Annotated in this window: 13 protein-coding genes; all 13 read right to left on the bottom strand. The window is 35.1% G+C overall.

The window, feature by feature from the left end:
* Window positions 1-22: 22 nt before the first annotated feature.
* On the bottom strand, window positions 23-2,479 hold the full coding sequence (locus tag C8269_RS09890) for a hypothetical protein (protein ID WP_106461572.1): 2,457 nt from the start codon (window positions 2,477-2,479) through the stop codon (window positions 23-25).
* Window positions 2,480-2,663: 184 nt separating this feature from the next.
* The gene (locus C8269_RS10835; RefSeq protein WP_158698409.1) at window positions 2,664-4,763 is read right to left on the bottom strand and encodes a hypothetical protein; all 2,100 of its coding nucleotides are present in this window, start codon (window positions 4,761-4,763) and stop codon (window positions 2,664-2,666) included.
* A gap of 127 nt (window positions 4,764-4,890) precedes the next feature.
* Window positions 4,891-5,352: a hypothetical protein gene (locus C8269_RS09880; protein ID WP_106461570.1), complete on the bottom strand. Its 462-nt coding sequence runs from the start codon at window positions 5,350-5,352 to the stop codon at window positions 4,891-4,893.
* Window positions 5,336-8,005 (bottom strand): FIVAR domain-containing protein, encoded by a 2,670-nt coding sequence (locus C8269_RS09875; protein ID WP_158698408.1) that lies wholly within the window; start codon window positions 8,003-8,005, stop codon window positions 5,336-5,338. Before C8269_RS09875 ends, C8269_RS09880 begins: the two co-directional genes overlap by 17 nt.
* 108 nt (window positions 8,006-8,113) lie before the next feature.
* Entirely contained in the window at window positions 8,114-8,896 is a 783-nt protein-coding gene (locus C8269_RS09870; protein WP_106461566.1) for a hypothetical protein, read from the bottom strand.
* Between the two features lie 63 nt (window positions 8,897-8,959).
* A complete protein-coding gene (locus tag C8269_RS09865; RefSeq protein ID WP_158698407.1) occupies window positions 8,960-9,595 on the bottom strand; it encodes a hypothetical protein in 636 nt (211 codons plus the stop codon).
* Window positions 9,580-10,119 (bottom strand): DUF4256 domain-containing protein, encoded by a 540-nt coding sequence (locus tag C8269_RS09860; RefSeq protein ID WP_106461563.1) that lies wholly within the window; start codon window positions 10,117-10,119, stop codon window positions 9,580-9,582. Before C8269_RS09860 ends, C8269_RS09865 begins: the two co-directional genes overlap by 16 nt.
* 12 nt (window positions 10,120-10,131) lie before the next feature.
* A complete protein-coding gene (locus tag C8269_RS09855) occupies window positions 10,132-10,437 on the bottom strand; it encodes a nitrous oxide-stimulated promoter family protein (RefSeq protein ID WP_106461561.1) in 306 nt (101 codons plus the stop codon).
* Window positions 10,427-10,699 (bottom strand): hypothetical protein, encoded by a 273-nt coding sequence (locus tag C8269_RS09850; RefSeq protein WP_106461559.1) that lies wholly within the window; start codon window positions 10,697-10,699, stop codon window positions 10,427-10,429. Before C8269_RS09850 ends, C8269_RS09855 begins: the two co-directional genes overlap by 11 nt.
* A 130-nt stretch (window positions 10,700-10,829) precedes the next feature.
* Window positions 10,830-11,918: a transglutaminase domain-containing protein gene (locus C8269_RS09845; protein ID WP_106461557.1), complete on the bottom strand. Its 1,089-nt coding sequence runs from the start codon at window positions 11,916-11,918 to the stop codon at window positions 10,830-10,832.
* Between the two features lie 73 nt (window positions 11,919-11,991).
* Entirely contained in the window at window positions 11,992-12,528 is a 537-nt protein-coding gene (locus tag C8269_RS09840) for an FIVAR domain-containing protein (protein WP_106461556.1), read from the bottom strand.
* A 4-nt stretch (window positions 12,529-12,532) separates the two neighbouring features.
* Window positions 12,533-13,567, bottom strand: a complete 1,035-nt coding sequence (locus C8269_RS09835) for a hypothetical protein (protein ID WP_106461554.1) — start codon at window positions 13,565-13,567, stop codon at window positions 12,533-12,535.
* A gap of 139 nt (window positions 13,568-13,706) precedes the next feature.
* Window positions 13,707-16,523: an excinuclease ABC subunit UvrA gene (gene uvrA, locus C8269_RS09830; protein WP_106461552.1), complete on the bottom strand. Its 2,817-nt coding sequence runs from the start codon at window positions 16,521-16,523 to the stop codon at window positions 13,707-13,709.
* Window positions 16,524-16,918 lie beyond the last annotated feature (395 nt).

Genomic DNA, 16,918 nt, shown 5'->3' with positions numbered 1-16,918 from the left:
TTAATATTATTAAAATTTTTATCTAAGCTTTGGCTTCTAGCTTTTCTATTAGGATTCTTACCTTCTCTAAGATAAGTTTTTGTCTTATTACTAAAACTTCAAGCTTAGCTCTTTTCGCTTTAGGCATCTTGGCAGTTTTCATATAGTTTTCTGCTCTTTCTAGGACAGCTAAGGCTCTCTTATAAGCCATTTTAAGATTAACTAGAGCTTTTCTAAATTTCTCATTTTTAATCTTTTCTGCATCCTCACTTGTCTTATCGTCATCCTTTGACTTATTATCATTAGTATTTGCTTTATTATTAGTATTTGACTTATTATCTGATGGTGAGCTTGGCTTATTATTTTGATCCTTATTTTCTGGCTTTTGATTTTCTTTTGCCTTTTTATTTTTTAGGACTTCTAGGCCGACTTTTTTATCATTTAGGGTCTTTTCATCTTTTTTGATTGATTCAAGGATTTGTCTTAGAGAAATCTTCTTTTGATCAAGCTTTGCCTTTATTTCCTTGTAGTCTTTAGCCATTTCTGGAGCAACTCTTTTATCTAAGCTATCCTTAAGTGTCTTAATTTTCTCATCTAGCTTTTTATCCTCATTATCAAGGTCTTTCTTTTTATTTTCAAGGCTTGATAGCTTATTTTTATTTGCTGCAAGTTCTTTATTTAATTCTACATTCTCAGCTTCAAGAGCTTTTTTACTAGCCTCTTTATCTTCAATTTCTTTAAGAAGTTTTTCTTTAGCTCTTATTTTTTCATCATAACCTTTGATAACTGCTACTTTTGCCTTGATATCAGCCTTTGTTTCGTTTATTGCTTTTAAATAAGCTTCTAATTGCTTCTTTATTTTTTCTACTTTAAGATCATTAGTCTTCTTTGTATTTTCATTATCTAAGATTTCAATATTAAGCTTTTCAATTTTCTTAGTTAATTCTTCCTTTTTAGTGTTTAACTCTTTAAGTTCCTCAGTTATTTTATTGTATTCTTCTATTTGCTTCTCATATTTTTTCTTTGCTTCTAAGAATGGATTTATATGTGTTTTTGATTTGTCTATATTATTTCTAATTGCAGAATTCTCTGCCTCTAATCTCTTTATCTCATCTATATCATCAGAATTTATATTATTTTGCTCTTTTTCTCTTAATAACTTTTCTTGTTCACTTGTTATAGAATTTATTTTTATTGCATTTGTTTTTTGTTCTTCTTCTTTTTCTCTTATACTATTTAGAGTATCTTGAATTTCTTTTTTGTAAGCTTCTATTTTTGAATTAGCTTCATTTGCTTTGTTTTCCGCTTCATTTTTTAGGGATTCTAGAGTGTTTTTTTCATTATTAGTCTTATCCAACCTACTCTTAAGCTCTTTTAAAGTCTCTTCTTTATTGGCATCATTAGAATTTTCAGCATTTTCAATGCCTACTTCAAGATCCCCAATATTTCTTTCTTTTTCTTTAATTTCGTCATCTAAGCCATTTGCTTCTAACTTTTGTTTGTCAAATTCTCCCTGGGCTTCAATTTTCTTACTTTCAAGACCTTGTTTTTTTGAAATTAAGCTATCAATTTCTTTTTGTAAAGCATTTTGTTTCTCTTCAAGTTCCTTTAATTGAGCTTCTAATTCATCTATCTTTTGTTCTAATTCAGGCTTATAAGAAGGGTTTTTCTTCTTAAGAGCTTCTATCTTGACTTCATTTTCTTTAATTTTATCAAGCTGTTTACTCTCAATTTTTTTATAATCTTCTATTGTTTTATTTGCTTTTGCTAATTCTTCTTTTATTTTGTCAATATCTTGATCTCTGTCCTTAGCATTCTTGATTTCATTTTGTGTTTTATCAAGATTTGCCTTTAATTCATTTAGGGTATTTTTCTTTGAGTTTATATCTATATCAAGTCTTTCGCTATATGCCTTATTTTTTTGGTATTCTTTTTGTAAATCTTCGTGAGCTTTTACTTCTTTTGCTAATTTCTCTTCTAAGGCTGTTTTTGCGCTTTCATCTTTAGACTTTGAACTTTTTGCTTCTTTTATATCTTTTTCTACTTGGGTCTTGTCTGTAGATTTTAATTCAGCGATTTTTTCATTATTAGCTTGTATTTTACCTTCTAGTTCTGTTTTCTTTTGCTCGACTGCTTTTTTCTCTGATTGAAGGTCTTTTAGGGCCTTTTCTGCGATTTTCTTTTCTTCTTTTAGTTTATTTAGCTTGGCTAGATCAGCCTTGCTTTCTTTATCAAATTTACTTTTTATCTCATCTAATTTCTTCTCTAAATCTGAAATCTCAGTTTCAAGTCGAGTTTTCTCTTTAATTCTTGCATTAAGCTCTCTTTGCTTTTCTTGGATTTCTTTTTCTAGTTTTTTGATAACATCTTCATTTTTTTGATTATTTATGCCTGCTTTTACATCTTCTTTTGCCGCAAGGGGACTTTCAATGTGATTAAAAAATATACTTGTCGACAGGGCTGTGATTAGGGCAAGTTTTGCAAGATTTCTTTTCTTCATTTGATTCTCCTTAATAATTAATTGTCTTTACTTTATAAGTTTTTATTTAATTATAAATTATGGATCATTAAATTTATGTTAAGAAATAGGATTTTTTTGCAAAAAATAAAAAGCACCACTTGGCTATTATTAGCCGTTTATGATGCTTTTAAAAAATTTATTTAGTTTTTAGCTCTACTCGTTCTTAATTTTTTTGATTATTTAAGAAATTTGTCCTATTATTTAGATTTCTTAAGTATCTTACTAATAGTGGGTAAGAGTTTTTGATTCTAACCTTTGATTCATGCTTTTTCTCTTCCTTCTTTTCATCTTTTTTTTCTAGATGATTTTCTGGAAGAACTTTTTCTTTGTCTTGCTTTTCATCTTTTTCATCTTTGGCAGGTTTTTCTTCCTGCTTTTCTTTTGGATTTTGAGGATTTTCTTTATTTTCTTCCTTTGTTTCTTTTTCTTCTTTTACTTCTTCTTTATTTTCTGGAAGTTTTTCATCCTTAACCCCGTCTTCGTTAGGGGCTTCCTTTTCCTTGTCAGCTTCTTTTTTATCTTCTAAGTTTTCTTTGTTAGCTTGTTCTTTTTTGTCTTCTTCGCTTGTGATTGTAACTGTTTCTACCTTTGTCATAGCGTGGCCTAGCTTAGAACTTAACTCTTCTAAAAATTCTTTATAATTTTTATCTTTACCATCAGTTAAATCTGTTAGGTAATTTATGTCTGTATCATCTGCAAAGTCTAAGGCTAGATTTCTAGCCTCACTTGGATTACCTTCGGCATAATCTGACTTTAGGTCGATTTCATCATAGGCTATAAGCTTATCGGCTGCCTTTTCCTTAAGATCTTGTGATTGCTTTAAAAGAAGGGCTATATTTCTATATTCCTCCTCAGCTGCCTCTTTATCGCTTAGCTCTAATTCTCTTAAGCTTTCTAGTTCGCTATTTAATAATACTTGTCTTATTATTGTATTTATAATCTTTGCGTGGTTTAGAAGCCTATTTGTTAATAGCTCTAGCTCTTCATCAGATGGTTCGTCATTTTTCCTTACAGCTGAGCTTACCCTTGCTTCTAGGGCCTTTTCCATGTCCTTATTGGCAGTTCTTAAAGAATTGATTAGCTCTTTTGACTTGTCATTTTTCCTATCTTTATTTTCGCCAGCTTTGATTATCAAATCTCCCATTGTCCTTTTTGAATCTTTAAAATCATAGACTCCTACTGCTGCAGATTTGACTTCTTCCTTGCTATCCTTATCTAGGACATCTATCCTAGCTAGGCTAAAGGCTGGTATTTGATAGGTCTTTGGATTTGCTATTGTTTCTGTTTTTTCTACGAGGAGATTTGGATCTATATAATTTATTACAAATTTAGACTTGCTTAAGTCTGATGAGTCTAGGTCAAGATAAGCGCCCAAATTTTGTTCTTCCTTGCTATCATTGATTAGGTATTTCTTGTAAGGAAGCTTTGTAATAGGGTCATCCTTTTTGGATTCTTTATTTTCATAATCTCGTAATTCAGGCTTTGTATCTAGCTCAAAGTCATCTTCATCTTTCTTGGTGACTTTTGCATCTACCTTGCCAAAACTTTTATCCTCACCCTTGCTTACTATATAATATATAGAATAATCACCTGGCTTAACATCTTGATCAAAGTTTGCTTCTACCTTTATGCTCGCATAGTCTGAGATGTTTGTCTTAATCCTAAAACCTAGGACATCTTCACTTTCAATTTGTTCTGCCTTATCTAGGAGATTTTTGCCTGTTTTAACATTAGAATCACTTATGACATTAGCAAGCTTTAGGGTCTTATTTTCGCTATTTTTAAGGGCAAATACTGATATGGTATACTCGCTGTCTAAAGAATTGGCATGGATGCCAAGCATGAATGATAGGGTAAAATTGTTTTTATCATCCTTTGTTTTTTTATTTAGTTCAGTCTTAATGGCTGTGACCTTGATTGGTCCTTCTTCTAGGTTAAACTTGCCTGCTTGGCTTAGGTAATTTGTATTTTGTGGGCTAGTAGTAGGGGTTGTGAGATTTATCCTAGGGCTAGGCACACTTGGCGCTTGGTATGTATTATTCACACTTGGTGTTTGACTTTCCAAGGCTGGGGCTGGTGTATTGTCTATCTCGCTATCTTCTATTAGTTTTTTATTTTCTTCTGGCTTAGCCACTTCTTCTTTGCTAGGCTCAGTTATATTTGTAATCGGCTCAGCTGGCTCTTCTGTTGCTCTTACTTGGTTTGGTAAGGATATGAGAAGGGCCAGGCTTAGGAGTCCGTATTTTATAGGTGTTTTTTTCATAATCTCCTCCACTTACCTATATTTTATCATAGATTACAAATATTACAACGACTTTTTTATAGTAATTTTAAGATACTGACAATTTATAAAATATAAAAAGCAGGCATTCCTGCCCGCTTAGTATATTTTATAGACTTTCTAGTGCTTTTTCAGCTTTTTCGATTAGTGCATTTGATTCTTCTACTAGAGTTTCTAGTTTATCCTTGATTTGTGTAATTGTTTCAGGAGTTTGTTCTAGTAGGATTTCTGCTGCTCTTGCTTGTACTCTGTTGTTAAATACAGCATCTTCAAGCTTTTCTTTTGTTGATTGACCAGCATCTGTTACTGCTTCTTCTTTATCAGCATCAGCTTGGTCAGCATTTTCAGAATCTTCTTCGCCTTCTTTCTTTTCAGCGTCTTTTTCTTCTGAATCAGCCTTGTCAGCATCTGTTTCTTCTTTTGTTTCTGCTTCTTTGTTTTCTTGAGATTCTTCTACAGCTGGTTTTTCAGTATTTTCAGCTTCTTTTTTGCTTCCATTTAGTCCATCACAAGCTGTAAGTGTTGCTGCTGCTAAAAGTATAGCTATTATTTTTTTATTTGTTAATTTCATTGTTTTCTCCTTTTTTCTTCAAAATTACATATATTATAGCGGCTACTACTAAAATTATAGCAACCTTTGCTATTCCATTTATACCCGTTTTTACAGGAGATCCTGCTTTTGTTACGGTTTGGACAGGACTTGTTGTTGGTGCGACTGTTGTAGTTGTCACACTTACCTTCTTATCATTGATTAGATCATAGAATTCTTTTTTGACCGCTTCATAGTCATCCATGGTCTTACCTGGTTCATTTAGGCTATTAATCCTGTCAGCCATAGCCTGTCTCTTATCTTGTGGGATTAGCTTTTGCTTTTCCTTAAATTCTTTGGCTAAGGCATTGATACTATCTTCAAATTTATCGCCATCAAGATTTTCGATAGCTTTTTTTAGATTTGTAAGGGCTCTATTAACCTCATCTAGGCTTGGTTTATCCTTAGCTACGACTTCCTTTGCGCTTGCAAGGGCTTGGTCATAAGCATCCCTATTTACCTTTTTGGCCTTTTGATATTTAAAGCTGCCTTCTTTTAATTTCTTATCATTTGAAACAAGCTCATTTAGCTCATTTAGTAGGTCTTTTCTTTCCTTGAGAGGGTTACTGTCGAATATCTTTTTAATAATAGCCTTGATTGATGGGTCTTCTAAGACTTCGCCTAGGCTTTGGAGAGCCTTTGCTTGCTTATCCTTATCGTCAGGATTTTTCATTGAGTCTTCGGCTAATTCTAGGGCTTTTTCAAGCCTTTCTCTAGATACTTGATTTACATTCTTATAATCCTCATCGGCTTTTACCATCTTTAGAAGGATATAATTTTTATTTATGGTGTATCTTTCCTTGCTTATTTCCCCACCCAAATACTTTCTCGCATTTGTAAGGATTTCTAAGATATGACCTGCTAATTTACTATCTGCTTTTCCAGAGTCTTTTAGATATTTAGCAAGTTTCAAGAAGCCATCATATTCCTTTGCTGCATCCTTATCTTTAGGTTTTTTATAGGCAGCTAGTCCTTTGAATACATCAGAGATATAGATTTCATAATTTAATTTTCTAGCAGGTGTTGATAATTTGCCATCTATCTCATCCTTACTATCCTTGATTGCCTTTAATAATAGGTTGATATTAGCTCTATCAGGACTTGTCTTAGCTAGCTCTTCTTTGGCTAATTTGATGAGATTATTGTAATGATCTATTATTTCCTTCTTGCTAGAATTTTCTTCAAGGTCTTTGTAATTCTTACTTTTTCTAAACTCTTCATCTTCATTTACAAGTTTTTGGAGTTTATCAGATGACTTGTAGTCTAAATTTAAGATTGCTTCTAGAATTTTATCATGGGCCTTTTTTACTTCTTCTAGGCTCAATTTCTCACCATTTGCAAGTTTATTTAGGATATACTCACCATCTTTGATGGCCTTATCATAAGCATCTTTAGCTTCTTTTTCAGCATTTGTATAGGCTGTGCTTTTTTTGATATTATCCTTGTTATCAACTAGGATTTTAAGGGCTGCTCTTGCATCTTCTACAGTCTTAACTTGGCTTTTTGATTTTATTTTATCTGTGATTTCTTTTAGCTTATCATTAAGTTTAGTATAATCTTCTAAAGTGGCTTCTTTGTTTTCTTTTAGTTTTATAGCTTTTTCGATATTTTCTTTGTAGAAATCCTTTAAGCTATCATTTTTAAATGCATCTTCTTTTAGGATTTTTTCGATATTTTCCCTGTCATTAATATAGACATCTAGGTCTTTTTTAGCTTGGGCTAGCTTATCTATCTTTGCAGTCTTAAGATTTAAATCTTTTCCATCTATAGTATATCTTTCTTGATAGGCATTTTTAACTGCTTCTAGGATTCTGTTATAAGCTGCATTGCTATTATCATCCTTATCGATAGCCATATCCTTAAGAGTATTGTAGGCTTTATTATAGGCAGCTTTTTGTTCTGCTTTAGCTTCCTTATAAGGATTTGAGCCTATGAATTCTTCATGACTATTAAGAAGTTTATCCCTATCATCTATGACATCTTGGAAGCCATTGACTTTTGTTTCTTCAGGATTTAGCTCTTTATCTAGGGCTTTGATTTCTTCTTCGCTTACCTCATATTCTTCTTTATCTTCATACTTTTCCTTTAGATCTAAGAAATTCTTATTGATAGCTTCTTTTAAGTCTATGAGTTCTTTGCCAGCTGCTTTTTCTAGATTTTCATTTTTAAGGATTTCTTTTGCCTTATCCACATCTTTGTTAATATCGATATAGGCTTGGTCCTTATCATCGACCTTTTCTTTATTTTTATCTAATAATTTTCCTGCTTTTATTATCGCTACTTTCAAAGATTTTTGATTTTCTTTAGCACTTTTTTCTAGGTCTTCAATACTTGTTTTTAAGCTCATAGAAAGATCATCAAGCTGGTCTGCTTTTTTATCTTCACTCTTAAGATATTCATTCGCTTGACTATAAGCTTGGTCATAGGCTTTCTTGCTCTCATCACTAGCTAGCCTATAAGAATTGCTAGCAACTTTGTTATTATAATCATTAACATAAGCTTTTAGGTCATTGATTTTTGTATCTGTTTCCTGATTGCTTGCCTCTGAAGCATAGGAAGGGTTATTTATAGTACTTATTGGCGTACTTAGGACTAGGCCTAGGGCCAAAATACTTGTCAGTAGTTGTTTCTTCATTACATTCTCCATGGACTCTATTTTAAAAAATATTTATTCTTATCTTATAATTATATGTCTTTGATGATTTTTGTCAATAAAGTCCTAAATTTCAATATTCCTTAGCTTTTAATAATACTGGGCTAGGGCTAGCTTGGCCTTTTTAATCAATTCTTCTTGGTCCTTGATTTGGCCATCTAGCTTATAGCGGACTTTGGCCACTGTTTTTGGTGCAAATTTTATAAGATTGTAGCAAGATTCTAATTGGATTTCGGCCTTTTTTATGGCTCTGTTTAACATTTCAATTGAATCTTTGTTCTTTTCCCTTTTGTAGTATTTAAGCTCTAGACTTACCCTATCTAGCTTTTCTTTTTGCTTTTGAAGCTTTTCAGATATTGGCTTTAGGGCTTGGTCAATTTTTGGCAAGACTACAGAATCTGATATGGCATTAACATAAGAAATTAAAAGCTTGTCATAGACCTCTTTATCGGTCCCTTCTTTCATTACAAAATATGATTTGACATATTTATATAAGTCTTCGGCATTATTTGCCCTTATCTCATAGCCATTTAGCCTTGCTCCCTGGCTTAGGTTTACGCTTAGCATAGCTGATTCTATAGAAGGGATTACATTTGTGACATAATTATCTAGTTGTGAAGAAACATTGTAGAGCTTGGCCCTTATGGCTTCTTCGTTTGTTACATACTGACCACTCTTGCTTATATAAGCCTTGGATTTGCCTTGGATATTTGAATAAGTCTCATAGATTGAGTCATATTCTTCTTGAAGCTTTTTTTCTTCGATCTTTAACTCTTCGATTTTTCGATCTATCTTTGTATCCGCAAAGGCTAGATTTGGCCCCACAAAGGCAAAGGCTAGGGCAAGAGCCGCTATTTTTGTGTATTTTTTCATAGATTTCTCCCTTCTATATTTTCTTATAGGTATTATACCCACAAAGTAGCCATTAAATTAAACTTATTTCTGAGTGAATACCTCTTTTTTTGTCTTGTTATAAAGTATAAAGCCCCTTACTTTTTCACCATCCTGGCTAGAATTTTTAGCTAGGTCTATGAGCCTATCGTCTTTTTCCAAATCCTTTATCGGAGCCCCTGGCCTGTATAAGATGTATTCATCATCCATATCTAGGCCGAGGGCGAAGTCTACATTATAGTAGATGTCATCGTGGGCACCTTCCTTACTTGTGATCTTATATTCAAGAAGCTTTCCTTCATAGCGATATTCATCTAGCATTTTTGTAAGGTCGATTTTACCGATAAATTCTGATGAGTGGATTTCTTCTGCATGGTAAAAAATCTGTGCCGTCGCACTTAGGCCATAATCCTTGCCATCAGCGGCAATTTTCCCGAAATAATCTCCTCTAAATTTGCCATCATTTTCAAAGATTATTTTTGTCTGGCCTGTGCCTTCGCCATAGGTCCTAATTAGGGTTTGAAAACATAGCTTATCAAGAATTATAGGCCTTACACTTTCTATATTAAGGCTTTCTTCTCTACTTTCACTTTTAGCTTTATCAGCTTGATTTTTATCTTCACATCCACTTAAGGCTAGCATGGCTGATAAGCAAACTATCCCTATTAGATTTTTACGCAAGCCCTAAACCCTCTTGATTGATAATATGAATCTGCACCATTGTGGTAGGTGAAGGTTCTGTCATATTTTTTGCTACAAAATAGGGCCCCATCCAATTCTCTTATCGCATCTGGTGTATCAATCCAGCTACTTGTTTTTGTATCAAGGTCTTCTAGGTCTTGGATGGCATAATATTCTTCTTCTTTTATTAGCCTTAGGCCCATTTTCTCAGCTTCTTCTAAGGCTGATGATGTTGGTGGATTTTTCTTTCTTTCTTCCCTGGCCTTTTTGTCATAGCATAAATTGCGGCGGCCTTCTGGGCTTTCCTTTGCCATATCTACATATACTAGGCCCCTAAAGACTTCTAAATCCACCAGGTCAGGTTCTCCACCTGTCTGATCCATCTGAAATACAGCTTCATAAAGATCTTCGTTAGACATAAGTGAGCTTTGGACAAAATCCCATTTGATGTGTTTATGTCTATGCATATTTGCCTTAAATCTTTCTTCTAATTTTTGTAAAAACTTCTTGTCAAATTTTTCCATTAAGCTACCTCCTCATGATTTCCTAGATCTTAGCTCTGCCAATGTATGGGCTAGCAGTGAAATTGGACTTTTAAAAAGCATCCTTGGCCCTGCATATCGCATGACTTTTTTGATGATTGACCTGTGCTTTTTATCATAGCAATGAATCTTGCAAGTTGAACAAAAAGGCTTGTCATCTCCATGGGGACAGGCTTCTAGCCTTTTTTTGACATAGGATTTTAATTCATCCTTATCATGATCTTCATCGGGATTGCCTTTGTAATAGATGTCTATCATCTGGCAAACTAAGGCAAGATTCTTAACCCTTTTAGTCTTCATTTTCTGCCAATTTTTTAAGGGCATCCATGTCTGTGAGATCATCGATTCCTACTGATTTGAGCAGATCTGCTATTTCATCGCTTGCCTTATCAAGCTGGGCTGTTAGATCATCTATTTCCTCTTCTGCTTTAGATTTTTCTACCTTTGGCTCATCTACAAAGAAAACCTTACCTGTCTTTGGGTCAAAACCTACGGTGCCTGATGTATTATCAACTATATCTATATCATCTCTATCTTTATTGTCATTTTTTGCTTCTAACATAATAACTCCTTATTTTTCTCTTAAGTATATTTTAACATTTTTATCGAAGAATTTAAAGCTATAGAATTTTTTTAGCTTTAGTAAGAAAAATCCCCAACTAGGCCGCACCTAGCTAGGGATCTGCTTTTATTTAATTTATTACCCAAAATTTGCCTTCGTGCTCTTCTATTTTGGAGTTGTTTGGTATGGAGGCAAAATTGCTTTCTGCCTTTGGCCTGTTTTTAAATTCGTCTATAGTTCTGGAATTTTTAATATCTGTATCTGATTTTAGGAAATAATCGTAGATTACAAAATCTTCGATATTTTCAACATCTCCTAGGTCAAAATTAATCACAGGATCATCCCAGGTGGTGTCTATGTGGTACCAAACTCCTAGCACCTTGACCATATTCCACATATGATCTTCGCCATTTCTTTTGGACTTGCCTGTTAGAAATATTGTCTCAAGGCCTGCTTCCTTGGCCATTAGGTCAAACAGACTGGCATAGGCATTGCAAACTCCACCATTGCCATAAATTATGGATGATGGGTGATAAATTGAAAATCCTCCGCTTATGGCATTTTTATCGCCTTTGTTATAGTTGTTTTTCTTTACTATAAAGTCGTGAATTTTTACTACCTTGGCATAGTCTGTAAGGTCTGGTGCAATATTTTCCCTTACCCATTCTTTTACAAAGTCTTTTAGATTATATTCTAGGTGCATATCTGCCCTGTAGGATACGTCAAAGTTGGCATTTTCTATATAGGTCTTGCCATTTGAGGACTTGGACGGGTTGAAGGATGTATTGATCTTGCAAGAAGCATACTGGCTATAATAGAAGTATGGGTCTTCTTTGGCAACTTGGGTGAAAAGCTCAGATATGTCTTTGTTTGACGATATCTTATCTACTTTTACCGAAAAATACGAGCTCCTATTTGTCAAATTTTCTCTAATGTCTTTTCTTATTCTTATATTGTCCCTGAAGGAATCCTTTATATTATCTATCTTTTTGATGATTTGACGGCCATTTGCTACCAGTACAGTGAGCTTTTCCTTTTTTTGTGGAGATATTTGACCAGTATTTATGTAGGATTCTGCCGCATCCAGGACTCTTTCATTTCTAGATGTGTCTAGACCTATAAATTTTTCCTCAAAGGCCTCGCTATAGGCTAGGGCTGTGCTTTTTGGAAGAAATATTAGGAGGGCTAGGATTAAGAGGGTCTTTTTTGATATTTTCATTGTGCTCCCTTATAAAAAGCTAACAATAAAGACCTAGCCTAGGCTAAATCTTTATTCTTATGCTTATTTTGTTTTACTTAAGTTTTGCTTCTGCTAATTTTATTAACTCTTCTGATCTTTGTAGCTTTCTTATCAAGACATCTTTTACCTTGGCTACGGTCTTAGGAGCATTTTCTAGTAGGTATCTAGCTGATGCTGCTGTTTTTTTATTGTCTTCGATAGCTTTTTTTAGTCTTTCTCTAGCTAAAACCTTGTTTACATCTCTTTTTATAGCTTGTCTAGCTTGGTTGATGCTTGCTGTTGCTGCAGCAAGTTGGTTTTGCTTTGGAGCTTCGGTTTGTAAAAGAGCCCTAGCATCAGCAATTGCCTTTTCATAGGCTGCTTTAGTTGACTCAGATGCATATGAAACGTAAGCTTCAGAGCTTACTACATTTGCCCTATCACCTACTGCATATTCTAGTTGTTGTCTTTGAACTTTGTATTCTTCTGTTTGTGTTTCATCTTGCTGAGCTTCTGTGGCATAGGCAAGATTTGTATTTGCAAGTCCATATCCTGTTAAGGCTAGGTTTGCTACTAGTATTGATAGTCCTAATTTTTTGATAAATTTCATTTTCCTATCCTTTTATTCCGTTAAGTTCGTTTAATTTTTTCTCTGCTTTTTCTATATCAGCCTTAGATTTTTTAAGCAGATTTTCTAGTTTGTCCTTTACTGGAGCCACTTGTTTTGGAGCCTTTGCTAGAAGAAATTCTGCAGAGCTTATAGCTATTTTGTTTCTCTTGATGGCTTCTTCTAGATTCTTTATTAAGCTTTCATAAGCACCACTTCTTTTATTTACCTTAACAAGGGCTTCTCTTGCTGTTTTTAGGGCTTCTGTTAGCTCTTTATATTCAGATGCGGTTTTCTTGCTAGACTTATCTTCTACGCTTGTTTCTGCAAGTCTTAGGGCTGAGATGAAGGCATCAAAGCTTGCCTTTGTGTATTTATCTGCTTCTGTTCTTAGGGCAGATGATGTTTTGATTTCAGCCTTTAAGGCATCTTTGTTAGCTATTGGTGCATAGTCATTTGTAATCTTATTTCTTGCATCCTCTAAATTTTTAGTGAGGGTGTAAAGCTTTGATGATGAAATTTTTTCATTATCTGTGTTAAGAAGTAAGAAGCTTCTTGCCTCATTAAATGCATTGATGTAGGCTGTTTTTTCAGTGCTTTTTGCATTTTTGTAGGCATCAGAGTTCATGAAATTTGAATCATCTTTAACAAGTTTATCTAAATCGTCTGTTGATACTTTTTTGCCATCTAAGTCTTTTATAGCTTGGTCTAGATAAGCCTTAGCATCCTTGATCTTTTCGTATTTGTCTACATCTGTGCTGTAGGCTGGTAGAGTTTTTTCTAAATCTTCTGCGCTTTTAAGCCTATTATCAAAGTTTTGTTGGTAATAGGTGCCTGCATTTAGGTATTGGTATTTATTCTTTAAAACTTTTGCATTTTCAATGCTTTTTCTTAAGTCTGCTAGGGTATTAAAATAAATTGTACCCATATCTACACTTGTTGATGTAGTTGTTGTTGCGTGTGATTCTTTTATGCTAGGAACTATGGCAGCAGATGCTATCATAAGTGCTAGCATAGCTTTTTTTAAGTTATTTTTTTTCATAATATGCCTTTCTTTTTTTCAAATTAAAGTCTTTGTTATAATATACCCTTTTTGAAAAATTTAAAAACATTATTGGCCTTTGGGGCCTAAAAACCACAGAAAAAGCCTCTTAATTATTTCTAATCAAGAGGCCTTTATTTTATTTAAGAATTTTCTTCAGATATTTACCTGTATAGGATTTTTTGACCTTGGCTACTTCTTCTGGAGTGCCGGTGGCGACAATTTCTCCGCCTCCATCTCCTCCTTCTGGACCTAGGTCGATGATGTAGTCTGAAACCTTGATTACATCTAGGTTGTGCTCGATTACTACTACTGTATTATTTTGATCTACAAGTCTATTTAAGACTTCTATTAGCTTGTGGACATCTGCTGTGTGAAGACCTGTGGTTGGCTCATCTAGGATGTAGAGGGTCTGGCCTGTTGATACCTTGGCAAGCTCTGTTGCAAGCTTTACCCTTTGGGCCTCTCCTCCTGATAATTCGGTGGATGGTTGGCCGATTTTGATATAGCCTAGACCCACATCATAGAGGGTTTGGAGCTTCCTTACAATTGGTGGGTGGTTTTGGAAAAATTCTATACCTTCCTCAACAGTCATATCAAGGACCTCTGAAATATCCTTGCCCTTGTATTTTACTTCGAGAGTTTCCCTGTTGTATCTTTTGCCATGGCAAACCTCACAAGGCACGTAGACATCAGGAAGGAACATCATATCTACCTTGATTGTCCCATCTCCCTTACAAGCCTCGCACCTGCCGCCCTTGACATTGAAGGAAAATCTTCCCTTCTTAAAGCCCTTCATCTTGGCCTGGTTGGTCATTGCAAAGACATCTCTGATGCTGTCAAAAAGCTTGGTGTAGGTGGCTGGGTTTGACCTTGGAGTTCTACCGATTGGTGACTGGTCAATGGCTATGACCTTGTCAATTTGGTCAAGGCCTATAACTTTCTTGTGGATACCAGCGTGGATTTTGGTCTTGTTAAGCTTCCTTGTTGCAACCTTGTAGAGGATTTGATTGACAAGTGAAGACTTGCCAGAGCCGGATACACCTGTAACTGTGGTGAGGGTTGAAAGAGGGAATTTCACGTCAATATTTTTGAGGTTATTTTCCCCAGCCCCGATTATTTCTATAAACTTATCAGACTTACGCCTTTCTTTTGGTACAGGGATTTTCTTCCTACCAGCCAAATAATCTCCCGTAATAGAAGCCTTGTTTTTCATAATCTCATCAAGGCTACCCTTAGCGACAATCTCTCCCCCGTGTATACCAGCCCTTGGGCCGATGTCAACTATATAATCTGCCGCCCTCATGGTATCTTCGTCGTGTTCTACGATAATGAGGGTATTGCCTATATCAGTGAGGTTTCGTAAAGAAGTGATTAACTTGTCATTATCCCTTTGGTGAAGGCCTATAGATGGCTCATCAAGGACATAAGATACCCCCACAAGGCCAGATCCTATCTGAGTAGCAAGTCTTATCCTCTGACTTTCCCCACCAGAAAGAGTCGCCGCAGCCCTATTTAGAGTCAAGTAAGATAGACCTACATCGTCTAAAAACTTGAGCCTACCCTTAATTTCCTTGATAATAAGCTCTGCAATCTTTGCCTTCATCTCAGACAATTCCAAATTTTGGAAAAATTCTATAGATTTGGCCACAGAAAGGCGGGTAAGTTCTGAAATATTTAAGCCACCAACCTTAATAGCAAGAACTTCCGGCTTAAGCCTATCTCCGTGGCATACCCTACATTCCTCTTCACCCATGTATTCCCTAAATTTCTTCTTTTGGGCATCGGAATTGGTCCTTTGGTACCTATCCCAAAGGTTTTGAATAGCCCCTTCAAAAATCCCCACATAGCGTTTTTGGCCTGAAAAGTGAGAATCAAAAATAAAAGAAAGGTCATAGTCAGTTCCATAGAGGATATCGTGGATCATCCCCTCCGGAGCATCTTCAAGAGGTCTGTCGTGGTCAAATTTATAATGATCAGCAATAGCCCTTACTACTTGGTAATAGTAGGTACCCTTGCCAGAACCGGCATAAGGATCTATAGCCCCTTGATTGATAGAAAGGCTATAATCAGGGATAATAAGGCCCTTATCAATTTGCAAATGAAAACCAAGCCCATTACACTCTGGGCACATGCCAATCGGTGCATTGAAGGAAAACATATTTGGAGTAATTTCTGGCAAAGACACATGGCCTTCAGGACAGGCAAGCTTGGATGATAAGAGAATTTCTTCTTTTCCAATCACATCCACAATCACAAGTCCATCAGCAAGACCAATAATAGTTTCAAGCGAATCAGCAATCCTAGACTCGATGCCAGGCTTCATCTTAATCCTGTCGACAATTACTGAAATGTCATGCTTTTTATTCTTATCAAGGTCGATGTCATCTTCGATTTCATATCTTTCTCCATCGATCATGACTCTGACAAAGCCTTCTTTTCTAATATTTTCAAGAGCCTTCTTGTGCTGACCCTTCTTGCCCCTAATCACAGGAGCTAAAAGCTGAATCCTAGAACCCTCTTCAATTTCCATAATCCTATCAACCATCTGGTCCACAGACTGGGCCACAATAGGCTTGCCACAAACTGGACAAAAAGCATCGCCAATTCTAGCATATAAAAGCCTATAATAGTCATAAATCTCAGTCACAGTCGCAACAGTAGACCTAGGGTTCCTATTGGTAGTCTTCTGATCTATAGAAATCGAAGGAGAGAGCCCCTCAATAGCATCAACATCCGGCTTATCAATCCCACCCAAAAACTGCCTAGCATAAGAAGACAAGCTCTCCACATAACGGCGCTGGCCCTCAGCATAGATAGTATCAAAGGCAAGAGTAGACTTCCCAGAACCTGACAAACCAGTAAAGACAATCATCTTGTCACGAGGCAAAGTCAGGTCAATGTTTTTGAGATTATTAGTCCTTGCTCCTTTAATAATAATGTTTTTTTCTGACATTAACATTCCTTTCTTTTTTTATCCTAGATAAATTATTTATTCTTTATTTCATTCTGAATTATTGTTATTTACTAATTATATTGTTTTTTTATCTCTTAATGAATTATTTTTATTTACTAATTCTCTTTGTTATTTTATATCATAATAAATGATTATTATAAACATATCCCTTCGTTTAAGGGGGAATCCCTAGGGAACGTTTCGCACGTTCCCTCATCGGATTCCCCCTTACACCCCCTTTCCGTTACACCCTCCGAGCGACCCCTCGCGGGGAAAAAGGATGTTTGCTACGCAAACTTTTGGTACATGACTGCTACTCATCCTGGAGCAAACTCTATTATTTCAAATCTCGTCAGCTAAAAATTTAGATTCGCTACGCTCAACAAAATTTTTGA

The organism is Anaerococcus sp. Marseille-P3915 (genome assembly GCF_900258475.1).
Lineage (GTDB): Bacteria > Bacillota > Clostridia > Tissierellales > Peptoniphilaceae > Anaerococcus > Anaerococcus kampingae.
The sequence above is the reverse complement of the archived record's forward strand: the minus strand, read 5'-3'. Positions and strand labels throughout refer to the sequence as shown.

Excerpts from the sequence above, each read along its gene's own strand:
- C8269_RS09890 (WP_106461572.1), bottom strand. The coding sequence starts at position 2,479 with ATGAAGAAAAGAAATCTTGCAAAACTTGCCCTAATCACAGCCCTGTCG.
- C8269_RS10835 (WP_158698409.1), bottom strand. The coding sequence starts at position 4,763 with ATGAAAAAAACACCTATAAAATACGGACTCCTAAGCCTGGCCCTTCTC.
- C8269_RS09880 (WP_106461570.1), bottom strand. The coding sequence starts at position 5,352 with ATGAAATTAACAAATAAAAAAATAATAGCTATACTTTTAGCAGCAGCA.
- C8269_RS09875 (WP_158698408.1), bottom strand. The coding sequence starts at position 8,005 with ATGAAGAAACAACTACTGACAAGTATTTTGGCCCTAGGCCTAGTCCTA.
- C8269_RS09870 (WP_106461566.1), bottom strand. The coding sequence starts at position 8,896 with ATGAAAAAATACACAAAAATAGCGGCTCTTGCCCTAGCCTTTGCCTTT.
- C8269_RS09860 (WP_106461563.1), bottom strand. The coding sequence starts at position 10,119 with ATGGAAAAATTTGACAAGAAGTTTTTACAAAAATTAGAAGAAAGATTT.
- C8269_RS09855 (WP_106461561.1), bottom strand. The coding sequence starts at position 10,437 with ATGAAGACTAAAAGGGTTAAGAATCTTGCCTTAGTTTGCCAGATGATA.
- C8269_RS09850 (WP_106461559.1), bottom strand. The coding sequence starts at position 10,699 with ATGTTAGAAGCAAAAAATGACAATAAAGATAGAGATGATATAGATATA.
- C8269_RS09845 (WP_106461557.1), bottom strand. The coding sequence starts at position 11,918 with ATGAAAATATCAAAAAAGACCCTCTTAATCCTAGCCCTCCTAATATTT.
- C8269_RS09840 (WP_106461556.1), bottom strand. The coding sequence starts at position 12,528 with ATGAAATTTATCAAAAAATTAGGACTATCAATACTAGTAGCAAACCTA.
- C8269_RS09835 (WP_106461554.1), bottom strand. The coding sequence starts at position 13,567 with ATGAAAAAAAATAACTTAAAAAAAGCTATGCTAGCACTTATGATAGCA.
- uvrA (WP_106461552.1), bottom strand. The coding sequence starts at position 16,523 with ATGTCAGAAAAAAACATTATTATTAAAGGAGCAAGGACTAATAATCTC.